Source organism: Occallatibacter gabretensis, from assembly GCF_001449115.1.
GTDB classification, from domain to species: domain Bacteria; phylum Acidobacteriota; class Terriglobia; order Terriglobales; family Acidobacteriaceae; genus Telmatobacter; species Telmatobacter gabretensis.
Genome location: NZ_LAIJ01000001.1, coordinates 190434 through 203081, shown reverse-complemented (window position 1 = coordinate 203081; position 12648 = coordinate 190434). Strand labels below are relative to the sequence as shown.

Annotated in this window: 11 protein-coding genes; 6 read left to right on the top strand and 5 right to left on the bottom strand. The window is 59.8% G+C overall.

Annotated features, from left to right (window positions below; all coding sequences use genetic code 11):
• Positions 1-6 precede the first annotated feature (6 nt).
• Positions 7-2091, bottom strand: a complete 2085-nt coding sequence (locus VO84_RS00795) for a TolC family protein (RefSeq protein WP_058185378.1) — start codon at positions 2089-2091, stop codon at positions 7-9.
• A 358-nt stretch (positions 2092-2449) separates the two neighbouring features.
• On the opposite strand from VO84_RS00795, the gene truA reads away from it, so the two are divergent.
• From truA to VO84_RS00765, 6 genes are all read left to right on the top strand, one after another.
• On the top strand, positions 2450-3286 hold the full coding sequence (gene truA / locus VO84_RS00790) for a tRNA pseudouridine(38-40) synthase TruA (protein WP_231737726.1): 837 nt from the start codon (positions 2450-2452) through the stop codon (positions 3284-3286).
• Between the two features lie 33 nt (positions 3287-3319).
• Entirely contained in the window at positions 3320-4609 is a 1290-nt protein-coding gene (locus tag VO84_RS00785) for a M20/M25/M40 family metallo-hydrolase (RefSeq protein WP_058185377.1), read from the top strand.
• A gap of 256 nt (positions 4610-4865) precedes the next feature.
• The gene (locus VO84_RS00780; RefSeq protein ID WP_058185376.1) at positions 4866-5642 is read left to right on the top strand and encodes a hypothetical protein; all 777 of its coding nucleotides are present in this window, start codon (positions 4866-4868) and stop codon (positions 5640-5642) included.
• Positions 5643-5660: 18 nt separating this feature from the next.
• Positions 5661-6167: a hypothetical protein gene (locus tag VO84_RS00775; RefSeq protein ID WP_058185375.1), complete on the top strand. Its 507-nt coding sequence runs from the start codon at positions 5661-5663 to the stop codon at positions 6165-6167.
• Positions 6168-6204: 37 nt separating this feature from the next.
• Positions 6205-8019 (top strand): amidohydrolase, encoded by a 1815-nt coding sequence (locus tag VO84_RS00770; RefSeq protein WP_058185374.1) that lies wholly within the window; start codon positions 6205-6207, stop codon positions 8017-8019.
• A 43-nt stretch (positions 8020-8062) separates the two neighbouring features.
• On the top strand, positions 8063-8974 hold the full coding sequence (locus VO84_RS00765) for a DMT family transporter (protein ID WP_058185373.1): 912 nt from the start codon (positions 8063-8065) through the stop codon (positions 8972-8974).
• A 440-nt stretch (positions 8975-9414) separates the two neighbouring features.
• On the opposite strand, the gene VO84_RS00760 is transcribed toward VO84_RS00765, so the two are convergent.
• From VO84_RS00760 to gmk, 4 genes are all read right to left on the bottom strand, one after another.
• Complete coding sequence (locus tag VO84_RS00760; protein WP_058185372.1) at positions 9415-10278, bottom strand: uracil-DNA glycosylase; 864 nt, start codon at positions 10276-10278, stop codon at positions 9415-9417.
• Positions 10279-10280: 2 nt separating this feature from the next.
• Complete coding sequence (gene coaBC, locus VO84_RS00755) at positions 10281-11537, bottom strand: bifunctional phosphopantothenoylcysteine decarboxylase/phosphopantothenate--cysteine ligase CoaBC (RefSeq protein ID WP_058185371.1); 1257 nt, start codon at positions 11535-11537, stop codon at positions 10281-10283.
• A gap of 89 nt (positions 11538-11626) precedes the next feature.
• A complete protein-coding gene (gene rpoZ / locus VO84_RS00750) occupies positions 11627-11854 on the bottom strand; it encodes a DNA-directed RNA polymerase subunit omega (protein ID WP_058185370.1) in 228 nt (75 codons plus the stop codon).
• 10 nt (positions 11855-11864) lie between these two features.
• Positions 11865-12647: a guanylate kinase gene (gene gmk / locus VO84_RS00745; protein ID WP_082661575.1), complete on the bottom strand. Its 783-nt coding sequence runs from the start codon at positions 12645-12647 to the stop codon at positions 11865-11867.
• Position 12648 lies beyond the last annotated feature (1 nt).

The window sequence follows — 12648 nt, the reverse complement described above, 5'->3', positions numbered from 1 at the left end:
GCGAGCTTACTGCGGTGCGCTGCCACCCTGCTTGGGCGGCTCAAGCCCTGGAATCACAGGGGCAGCGCCGATCTGGCCCGTTGCCGCTTCGCTCAGGTTAATGTTGTAATGCTCCAGCGTGGTGGCTAGAGTCTGGTAAAGCAACGCGCGGTCCTTGGCATAGGTCAGGTTTGCATTGATGAGCGTGTTCTCCGCCGAGGCCACGTTGCGCTCATATTGCAGCACATTCGTGGTGGTCGAAGCGCCGAGAGAAAGCTTCTTCTGCTCCGCGTCCAGACTCTGCTTTGCATAGTCTGAGGCTGCCTGTGCGGCCATCACCTGCGCGCGGTCGTTGGTAAGCGCGTACTTCTGCGCCACCACCTGCATGTGAATCTGCGTGTAGAGCTGCTCCAGATGCATCTCTGCCTGGCGATACTCAATCAGCGAACGCGCCTGATCAGCCTGCGCTGTGCGATTGCGCAGAGGCACACTGAACGTGAATTCAACACCCTTGTTCGGCGAGCTGCTGTTCACCAGGCCATTAAGCACGTCCGGATACCCAACTTGGGGGACCGTATTAGGCCCGCAAGGTGCTCCAGTGAAGAAATTCTCGCAGTAAGGGCTCTGCGCACCGCCGGCAGCAGCAGCGCCGTAGAAGGCCTCGAGATTGAGCGTAGGCAGGAGCGCGTTGCGCGCGCCTCTGAGCGCAATCTCATCCTTCTTGATGGAGAGCGCAGCCTGTTCAAGCTCGGGCCGATTCTTGAAGGCCTCCTGTACCAGATCTTCCGGTGTCATGCCCTCCTCTGGAAGTTCTGCGAGGCTGACGCGATCCGTCGGAATGATAGGCGCGGCAACGAGTGCAGGATCACCGAGGTTGCGCGCGATTGCCTGCTTGAGGACAAGCTGCTGGTAATTAAGGTTGACCTGTGAGTTGATCAGGCTCTGCTTGTCGGTGGCCACGGTGGATTGTGCGTTAACCACATCGAGTGGCGCCATGGTGCCAATATCCAGCTGCTTCTGCGTATCGCCCAGAACCTTGGAGCTCTGATCGAGTGCGCGCTGCTTGGCCTGCACATCCTCATATGCGGAAACCACCACCCAATAGATGTTCTCCACCGTATTGACGGTCTGGAGAATCTGTTGGCGGAAGGTGGAGTCCGTGATGCGGCGGTTGATCTTCGCCTCATAGATGAGGCGGTTATTGATCCACGTACCCGCGCCTTGCAGCAGTGGCTGTGTTACCGTCGCCAGAAAGGTCGAGTAAAGCTGAGGGCTGTAGGAGTTGAACTCACTGTTGGTGGTGGTGCGGCTGTTGTTCCAGGTGACCTGCAACTGCGTGCCGGGACTGAATCCCTGGGTATAGGTAAAGTTGTACTGGTCCGTATTGGTGAAGGCGCGGGGCACCAGAATGCCGGTGCTCGGCGACTCCGCGCGCTGCAGCTCAATGGTTCCCGCCACAATAGGGTCGCGATTGGTGGGCGCCGGGCCTGCGCCGTCACTGGTGATCACAATGCCTGCCGAACCGGCAGCGGCACCGGAAACGGTTCCCGGCGCACCAGACGTGCTCAGCGTTGTGGAGCTGCCGCCGATGGTGTTCTGCAGCACCGCCGCGCCTACGCCGTGCAGGAGGCCGCCCGCCTTCGCGCGAGCAAAGTCGAGATCGGCAATATCCAGGTAATAGCGGCTGATGGCGATGTCGTAGTTGTTCTCGAGCGTCAACGCAATCGCATCCGAGAGGCTGAGATAAATCTTGCCGTTCTTCAGCAGATCGGTCAGGCGAACCGAGTTGGAAAAATTCGCCTTGTCCACGGTGGTGGGCGTATACGGCTTCCACGGAGCACCCCACAAGCCGGCATACGGCTTCGAGAAGTCGCGCGACGACGGGCGCAGCCAGAGCGGCTCAGTGAGCGTGGGAACCGGCGTATTGGGCAGCGGAGAGCCCTCTTTGTCCCGTTTGACGTTCTGAATGTCCTGGTTGTCCTTCAAAGTCTGCTGGCCCTGCTGGGCCAGACCAGACATGCTGGAGGCCAGAATTAGCATTATGAGAGCAAAAGCGCGCAGCCTGGCCTGGGGCTGCCGACGTTCAGACACACCTGTACTGTGCAAGTCCATGATTCCTCTCCACAAATCAGTTAGGCATGTGGGGTGCCATTCATCAAGATGGCTGGAAGGCGTCTCCAGCCGCAAAAAATCTCCTGCCTGTTCGCCGGTGTGCGTTTTTCATAACGCCCCAGCGCCACATCCGGCCCGTTGTCCGAGTATGACTTCCCTCATCCATACGCGCCGCGTCCGCGATTCGTTCCCGGAAATTCGCGGCCTGCCAGCCAAAAGATGCGGATAGTTGAGTATACCGCAGGGTGAATCGCTCTCAATTTGAAGTCAGGGCAGGGCCCTTTTCCCTCAGGTCGCGAAGCGAGGAGCGAAAAGAGATGAGGAAAAGGGCCCTGCTCCTGTCGGATACCCTGTAAAAGTGATTCCAGCGGCGCAAAATTGGAAGCTCATTGTCTCCTATGACGGCACAGATTTTCGCGGCTGGCAGGTGCAGCCCGAGCAAATGACCGTACAGGGTGAGTTGCAGGCTGCGCTGGACCGAGTAACGGGCGAAAATCCGCTACCGCAGGGCTCCGGCCGCACAGACGCCGGCGTACACGCGCTGACGCAGGTGGCCAGCGTCGCCCTCCAAGCCGGCATTCCTCCGGAAAACCTGGTTCTTGCCCTCAACCGCACGCTGCCCGAGTCCATTCGCGTCATCTCCGCCATGCACGTGCCCCCGGATTTCCACGCGCGGCACTCCACGGTCGCCAAAACCTACGAATATCATGTCTTTGTGGAGCGGTGCCCGGACCAGCCTCGCCGCATCTGCCCACCGTTTCTGGCGCGATACGTTTACTCCTACCCCTGGCCGCTCTCACTGGCCGTGCTGAACGATGCTGCACAGCACTTTGTCGGCACGCACGACTTTCTCAGCTTTGCCGCCACAGACCCGGATCAATCCACGCGCAACAGTGAAACCACCATAGAAGACGAAGACGGCGAGCCCCAGAAGAACGCCATTCGCACCATCTTCAGCTCCAGCTGGCATGAGCAGCAGACGCCGGACGGCAATCTGCTCGTCTATCGCGTGCGCGGCAGCGGCTTTCTGCACCACATGGTCCGCAACCTGGTCGGCACCATGCTGGATGTGGGCCGCGGCTATACGCCCGCCGCAGCGATCCCCGAGATGATTACAGCGCGCGCACGAGCGGCCGCGGGCCCCACCGCCCCTGCACGCGGGCTCTTCCTGCATTCAGTCGAGTATCCGGAGTAAGCTAACTCCTCCTGCTAACCTTCCAACAGGACCATGCCTTCCCCTTCCGCAACCTCGGCCTTTGCGCGCGTTACCGCGCTGGCTGCGGTGCGCGCCGTGCATACCGCCTTCGCATGGCTCCATGCCAATCCCAAAACCATCCTCGACTGGCAGACCCAGCTCTGCGAAATTCCCGCGCCGCCCTTTGGCGAGCGGTCGCGCGCCGCATGGCTCGCCGAGCGATTCACGGAAATCGGGCTGACCGCGATTCAACGCGACACTATCCAACCCGACGAAATCGGCAACGTGCTCGCATTTCTTCCCACGCCGCACCTCGACCCCGCAAGCACCGGCCCCATCGTCATCCTCTCCGCGCACCTCGACACCGTCTTCCCAGCAGGAACCCCGCTCCATGCCGTGCTCACGCGCGTCGATGATCAGGACCGCCTGGAAATTCCCGGAGCGGGAGATAATGGCGCGGGCCTTGCGGGATTGCTAGCACTGGCCGCAGTGCTTGTGCACTCTGGCGTGCAGCCGCCCGCTCCGCTTGTGTTTCTGGCCAACGTAGGTGAGGAGGGCGAAGGCGATCTGCGCGGCGTGCGCCATTTTTACGCGCACAGCCCGCTGGCCCAGCGCGTAGCCGCCCATATCGTGCTTGATGGCGCAGGTGCAGACGGCGCAGTGACACAGGCTCTGGGCAGCAGGCGTTTCCGCGCCACGGTTACAGGCCCCGGCGGCCATAGCTTTACCGATGCAGGCACGCCGAATCCCATCGTCGCGCTGGCCGAAGCACTCTCCGAACTCTCCCGCACTCCCACAGGCGATGCCGGCAAACCGGGAGCGCCGCGCACTACGTTGAACATCGGCACGATGCAAGGAGGCACCAGCGTCAACTCCATTCCAGAGAACGCTGAGGCCACCGTCGACTTCCGTTCCACCAGCGCGGAAGAGTTGCTGCGTCTGGAGGTGGCCCTCCATCGCGCCGTGGAAGACGCCGTAGACCGCACCAACCGCAGCCGGCACTCGTCACATGGAAAACTCTCCTTCGCCATCACAAAGATCGGCGATCGCCCAGCCGCCCGCCTGCCGGAACAAGCCGCACTACTTGAAACTCTGCATGCCGTGGATCGCCATCTGGGGTTAATGACCACACCGCGTCTCGGATCGACCGATGCAAATCTGCCGCTCTCCATCGGCATTCCAGCTATTTCTCTCGGCGCAGGCGGCGAAAGCGGCGGCGCGCATACGTTGGCGGAGTGGTATTCACCACGCGACCGCGAAACAGGCCTAAAACGCATCCTCCTGCTCATGCTTGCCATGGCAGAGTGGGCCGCGGATCAGTAAACACAATTCAAGAAATCGCTTGACTCACCCGCGAAAGAGGCGCAGCATACTCCCGTCGGACGCTTCCCCGTTCCCTGGTGCTGAGTCGGAAATCATTTCCCCGCTCACTCGATTCAGCAACAACCCGCCCGCAAAAGCGCTCCCCACGCCCTCGAGAGCGGTTCTCGAAACAGACGACCCTCCGATTCGTCATCATCTCCGGCCACAGATCGAAGATGTGCGCCGGTTGGAGGACACAGTGACAATAAGAAACGCAATGTCTGGCCGCATAGCAAGGCTCTGGCCCGCCGCGGCAATCTTCCTTTTCCTTCTCTGCACAGTCAAGCCGCTTCACGCCAGCAACTACTCGTGTGGAAACCCCAGTGTCGGCCATTGCTACGCCGATGCTGTCTGGAAGGAAAAGCCGCAATACTTCGGCGCTTTCTCCAGCATCCTACAGATCGGCATGAACTGCTCCAGCAACTGTGGCGGCTTCGTCAACAATGAAACCTGGCTCGTCGATTACCTATCCCAGGCCTGCGTCTCCAACGCCTTTGGAGCCTGCTGGGTCGAGGCCGGCTACCATGCCTTTCCTGGTGAGGGTAATCCCTACTACTTCTGGGCAGACAGCCGCCCGCTCACCTCGAGCACCTACAACAACCACTTCCTCAATCAGGCCGACGCCGCCGACTTCACTCACTTCATGATCATTCAGGATGCCCGCGGAGCAGCCGGCATCTACCAGGTCTGGATTTATAACGACACCCAGAGCGTGCTCTTCAACGGCACCTCCACCAGCAACACCATGAGCGCTAACACGGTCATCATCGGCACCGAGCTCGCCGGAACCACAGGCGCCTCGGCCGCTCCCTCGCAGTTTCAGATGAACATCTGGGCGGTCAAACCCCTCGGTTCCGACTACACCTTCTGGTACAACACCCAGGTCGATAAAGGTTCTGACACCAGCCAGTCACCGCCCACCGGCTCCTGGCTCATCGATCCGTCCCTCGCCGGGTCCAACGGCGGAATCTTTACCACCAGCTGCTGCGGCTGAGCAGAAAGGAGAACACCCATGCGCATGATTTCCTATCCAACCCTTCTTCTCGCCGCCGCAACATGCTTCCTCTCCGGTTGCTCCGGCTGTCGTCATGATTCTGGAGAGCAGCAGCCCGTCGCCATGGCATTGCCGCAGGGCACGCCCAAACATCCGCACGGAATCCCTGCCCTCACGGTCAAGCCCGGCCCGCAACCCTTCACCCAGGCCGATGTCGCCGCATACTTCTCCACTCACAACCTTCCTCTCAACGGAGGAGATGCCTCTCAAATTCACGTTGCGAATCTCGAATTCATCACCGCCAAACAGGCTCAAGATCGCCTTCAGGGCGAGCCCACTGGTCTCGATGACAATGAGAGCGTAGCCTTTGTCACTCTTACCGGAACATTCGTCTTCTCCGGACCGCCAAAAGCCAAGTCGGCAACCTTCACAAGCGCCTACGCAATCTTTGTGGCCTCAACCGGCACGCTCATCATGGACGGCAGCCTGGACAGCGGGAAAGGCAACCCCAACAATCCGGGATGAGGGAATCACGCCGCGTTCCGGCTGGTACTCTACGCACATGCGTTCCATCCGACTGCTGCTTGCCTGCTCCGCACTCTGCGCTTCATTCGCTGCCGCTCAATCCGCGCCCCCCGATGACATCTACTTCAACGGCCGCATCTACACCGGCGCAGGATTCGCCGAAGACAAGCCGCAGACCGTGGAAGCCATCGCCATTGGCGGCGGCAAAGTGCTGGCCATCGGCTCAAGCGATGAGATAAAACGCCTCGCAGGCCCGAAGACGCGTCTACATGCGCTGGACACCGCACGCACCGGCACGATCGTCTTCCCCGGCATCAATGACGCCCACACGCATTTGGGCGGCGCAGGCCAGACCAAGATTCATCTCGATCTGACCGGCACGCACTCACTCAGCGAGATGCAATCGCAGATTGCAACCTATGCAAAGACTTCACCCGCTGGACACTGGATCACCGGCGGCAACTGGGATCACACGCTATGGGCCAACGCCGTTCTGCCCACACGGCAGGACCTCGATAAGTTCACCGGCAATCACCCCACGTATCTCGAACGTATCGACGGCCACATCGCCATCGCCAACACTGCGGCCCTCAAGGCCGCCTCCATCACCGGCAAGACTGTTCCACCACAAGGCGGCGCAATCGATCTCGACAAAGCCGGAGAGCCAACCGGTATTCTCCGCGAATCCGCAAAAGACCTCCTAGAGAAAATCATTCCGCCGCCAACGCAGGAAGAACGCCGCCGTGGCGACGAGCTGGCAATCGCCGATGCGCTCTCCCACGGCGTCACCAGCGTGCAGGACTTCTCCGACTGGCAAGACTTTCTCACCTTCGAGCAGTTGGAAAAAGAAGGCCGCCTGCATCTCCGCATCTATGAATGGCTGCCGTTCATTGCTCCGCTAGACCAGCTCAAGCGCATGCGTGCGCACCATGACGCCAACGATCCCCTGCTCCGCACCGGCATGTTGAAGGGCTTCATGGATGGCTCTCTCGGCTCCCGCACCGCTGCCATGAAGCAGCCATTTTCCGACGACCCGAAGAACAGCGGCCTCCCGCAATTCAAGCAGGACGAGTTGAACAAGATGGCCGTGGAACGCGCCGAAGCCGGCTTTCAGCTAGGCTTCCACGCCATCGGCGATCGCGCAGCCTCCATGGCCCTCGACGCCTTCACCGAAGCAACGATACAAACATCCCTCGACTATCAGTCCCAGACCTCACTGCTTACGCCCTGCCGCGCGCAGAACCAGGACTATCAGCCCATGGACGAAAAGATGCCCTGCGCAAAATCCAGCAAGACACCGCAACAATCAGGGCCCCAATGGCCGCTAGCAGCCCGCAACCGCATCGAACACGCACAGGTAGTCGATCCCGCCGACATCCCACGCTTCAAGCAACTCGGCGTAATCGCCTCCATGCAGCCCAATCATCTACTCACCGACATGAACTGGGCCGAAAGCCGCTTAGGGCCGCAGCGCGCGGCGTACTCCTACGCATGGAAAGCCTTCTGGGACGCCGGCGTACCGCTAGCCTTCGGCACGGATTATCCCGTCGAGCCGATCACGCCCTTCCGCGGCCTGTACGCGGCCGTAACCCGCATGAATGAAGCCGGAACCAAGACCTACTACCCGGAGAACAAGCTCACCCGCGGCCAGGCTTTGTACGCCTACACGCAAGGCTCCGCATACGCCGAGTTCGCCGAGAAGCGCAAAGGCAAGCTCCTGCCGGGTTATGAAGCTGACCTGATCCTCGTGGATCGCGACCTCTACACCTGCCCCGCGTCGGCCATCCTCAAGACCCGTGTGCTCACCACCATCGTGGCAGGCAAACAGGCCTACCCGGAGCCTTCCCGATAAGCCATCAGAAAGCCTTCCGCCTCAATGCAAAAATGGAATTGAGATGAAAGCCCGCGCCTACCTGCTGATGACCCTCGTGGTCGCCGTCTGGGGATCGACGTTCGTGCTGATCAAATCGGCGCTGGCCGATGCCTCGCCCGCTGCCTTCAACCTGGCGCGCATGACGCTGGCCTTTGCAGTTTTGCTGGCCGCATACTGGCAGTCTCTGCGTCAGATCAAGCCGTGGCAGGTGGCGGCTGGAGCAGTAGTTGGGCTTTGTCTTACAGCCGGATACCAGTTCCAGACTGCTGGATTGCTGTACACCACTCCTTCGCGCTCGGCCTTTATCACCGGGCTTGTCGTCGTGCTGGTTCCGCTCTTCTGCATCGTTCCGGCACTGCGGCCCCCGGGCGCGCGCATGCCGCGATGGAATGCCTTCCTGGGCGCAGCGGTGGCATTGGTTGGGATTGTGTTGCTGACCACGCCGGCAGAGACTGGTTCGCTGCTGCCGGACTGGTCAGCCATCAATCGCGGCGACCTGATCACCTTCGGCTGCTCGGTCGGCTTCGCGCTGCACTGCCTCGCCCTTGGCCGCGTTTCACCGCGCGTGGACTTTCGCCCGCTGGCGCTTCTGCAGATTGGCTTCTGCGCAGTTTTCATGGCCATAAGCCTGCCTTTTTTAGGGCAGCCGCATCTGCACCTGACGCCGCGACTGATTGGCGCACTGCTGATTGCTGCGGTTCTGGCTACGGCTGCGGCATTTTCCATCCAGAGCTGGGCGCAATCGATCCTGCCGCCTTCGCACACAGCCCTGCTGATCACGCTGGAGCCCGTCTTTGCGTGGATCACTTCGTTCATAGTGTTGGGTGAGCGGCTCACCCGGCGCCCCGCCGCTGGAGCAGTGCTGATCCTCGCCGGAATTGCGCTAACCGAACTGGTGCCACAAACGCACCCAGCCACGGCGCACGAAGGCTAAAGCTAAAATCACATTACCTTCGTCCAATGCCCTTTCGTACCCAAATTCCTTCCAGATAGTTTGCACAAAATTAGGCCCATCTGTGCCACACTTATCTTGCAGTCAAAAATAAGGCCCGGTCTCCGACGACCGGGCCATCGTATTTTCTGTCGCAAAAGAGAATTTCGGACAGTATCTCTGCAAATTTGGAGCTCAAAAAGTGGCATTATTCCTGGCATATGACCGCATTATTCCGCCCTTTTTTCAGCAAAGTTTTACCCGCAAATATCTGTAAATAAATAACTTGCACCAAACGGTAACAGAAAAACACAGAAATTCGCTCGCCCACAGATTCTGTAATTTCTGTAAATCTGTGGAAGAAAATACCATTAAGTATCTGAAAAATAACCAGATAACATCGATCCACACCAGTTTTTCCCCACAGATTCCGTGGGCGCTCCCTAGCCTTTTTGAGGTCCCGTCAAGCCCAGTTCCCGCATGGCAATCTGCAGATCGGCCCAGGCTTCTTTCTTCTGGCGCGGGTCGCGCAGCAGAAATGCCGGGTGATACGTGACGATCAGCTTCGACCCTCGGAAGGCATGCACCCTGCCGCGCAGTCCGGCAAGCGGTTGCCGCTGCCCCAGCAGGTATGTAGCAGCAGTAGCACCAAGCGCAACAATCACCTCAGGCCGAACCACATCGATCTGGCGAAACAGGAACGGCGAGCAGGTATTAGCCTCCACCGGCTCCGGCGTGCGATTGCCAGGCGGGCGGCACTTCACCACATTGCAGATGTATACCTCTTCGCGCTTCAGTCCCATCGCCCCGATCATGTTGTTCAGCAACTGACCGGCCTTGCCCACAAACGGCAGTCCCTGTGCGTCTTCGTCGGCACCCGGTCCTTCGCCCACAAAGAGCAGCCGCGCGTCGGGCGAGCCATCCGCAAAGACAATCTTGTTGCGGCCCTTGTGAAGCGCGCAGCGTGTGCAATCGCCGATGTCTTCTCGAATGGCTTGGAGAGCAGCGGCGCGGTCTTGGGCGGCAACAGGCGGAGCAATTTCGGGCTGAACAGCAATAGGCTTGCGGGGCGGAATGGCGGTCTCCTCCAGGTCGTGCGAAACGGGGATATAGGCGGTAGCCTGAGCTTCATGCAGCACTTCAACTTCCGGCTCGGATATTACAGATTGTGAGAACTTTTCAAGCAAAGCCTGATCGACCGGACGGCGATACAATTCGACCAGTCCAAGGTCGCGATAAAACCGCAAACGTGTGGCCAGCGCCTGCCGGGTAGCGGAGTCAAGATTGGCATTCGGCGGAGCGGCCACGGCTACTCCACAATGACCGGGCGGCGGCGAACGGCGAACTCTTCAAGCCCATTCGAGTCTTCCAGTTCCATCACCATTTGCTTGGGACGGCGCAGGCTGAGAATTTCGTCCAGAATGCGATCGGCGAGCTTGCGCTTGGGCATCTCCGGCATTTCTATCGCCGTGGATAGCGTGAGAAAAGTCACAGCATTCACGTCGGAATCGATGCCCGCGTGATCTCCGGAGACATCGTTGACCACAATTGCGTCGGCGCCCTTGCGAAGCAATTTGGCTCGGCCATTTTCCGCAAGGTTTTCCGTCTCCGCTGCAAAACCAATAATCAACTGGCCCGGATGGCGGCGACGAACGACCTCGGCCAGGATGTCTTCTGTAGGCGCAAGCTCCAGTGTCAGCGGTCCGGTACGCTTGAGCTTCTGTTCGGAAACCACAACCGGACGGTAATCGGCCACGGCAGCGGCCTTCACTACGATAGAGGCCTCATCCATGCGGTTCAGCACGGCTTCGCGCATCTGGTCGGCAGTGGTCACCTGCACGGTCTCGCACCCAGAGGGAGGATACAGCGCCGAAGGGCCGCTGATGAGAATGACCTTTGCGCCGCGGGCGTGCGCAGCATCTGCCAGCGCGTAGCCCATCTTGCCGCTGGAACGGTTACCGAGGAAGCGCACAGGATCGAGCGCCTCACGCGTTCCTCCGGCAGTGATGAGGACAGTCTCGCCGGCAAGATCATGGCGATGGCCGAGCATATTCAACACGGCTTCAGCAATCGCATCCGGCTCCGCCATGCGTCCCGCGCCCACCATGCCGCAGGCCAGATCGCCCGAGCCCGGCTCAATGACACGAACGCCGCGCTGGCGCAGGATTTCAAGGTTCGTCTGCGTAGCCGGGTGCTCCCACATGTTCACGTTCATCGCGGGCGCGACCAGCACAGGCGCGCGCGTGGCCAGATGCATCGTGGTAAGGAAATCATCTGCAATGCCGTGAGCGAATTTAGCGAGAATGTTAGCCGTGGCCGGAGCCACAACAAGAGCCTCAGTCCACAGAGCTTCGTCGATATGCTCCATCGGAGCGCCCTGCTGATCCCAGAGGCTGGTAATGACGCGATTGCCGGAGAGGGCCTGAAAGGTAAGCGGCTGGACGAAGCGTATAGCAGCCTCCGTCATCACGACATGGACCTCAAGCGCCTGGCGCTGCAGCGCGCGCACCAGTTCTGCGGCTTTATAAGAGGCAATGCCGCCGGAGACGCCGACTGTGACTCGCATAAATAGATTGTAGAACAGTGGTCAGAGATCAGCTTCACTGCGCGAGAGACGAAACGCTGATCTCTGACAACCGATCTCTGATCTCTTGTTTATGCTCTGATCGGCAGGCCCGACTCATCCACCGGCGGCTTCATCACAGGAATGTCTTTCTTGATGTAAGAGATCTTGCCCGCTTCGATCTCATCCTGGGCGATGCGGCAGAACTTGGTCGAGGGGCTGTTGACAAGCGCCTGCGTCCCGCTCTGCAACTGGCGCGCCCGGCGGGCCGCAACAAGCACCTTGCGATAGTTGGAATCAAACTGGGTTTCAATCCGCATGGGAACTCTCCTAGCCGTCATCTTCGTCCTCATCCAGACCATCCTTTACAGGATCAATTGGATTCGAACCCGCATCAAAGTTCAATTGTTGTTGGCCGTTGGGATTGAGAATCCCGAAGGCCTCAAGCACTGGTTTCAGCCGCTCCGTGGAGTTGGCCATTCGGCATGCTGCCGCCACTTCCAACACTCTGCTGGCACGGAGTGCAATGGGTTCGCTGTTGCGATAATACCGCTCGGCCTGCACAATCGCTTCCAATTGGGCTACCGCGCGGTCCAGGATGTCGTTGACGAGAATATATCCGTATTCGCGGTAATTCTCAATCTCCTTGCTGGCTTCCGACAGTCGGCGGTAAAGATCGGCCTCGTTCACCTGGCCTTCTGCTCGGAAGCGGTTGCGGAGCCGCGTGCGGAGAACCTTGGGGTTAGGCGGCATGATGAAGATGCTGACCGCTTCCGGCATGGATCTGCGAACCTGCAGCGCGCCTTGCACGTCAATGTCGAGAAGCAGATCATGTCCCTGGTGCCGCGCGGCATCCAGCGACCCTCGGCTTGTGCCGTAGTAGTTACCAAAGACCTCGGCATGCTCCATGAACTCGCCCCCCGCAATCATGTGCTCAAAGGTGGCGCGGTCCGTGAAGTGGTATTCGCGGCCGTCCTGCTCTGAGCCGCGGGGAGGCCGCGTCGTCCATGAAATGGAAAAATCCACGCCGCTGACCTGCTTGCGAAGTTCGCTGACCAGCGTGCTCTTGCCGGAGCCTGAGGGAGCGGAAATGATAAATAGAATGCCTGCCACG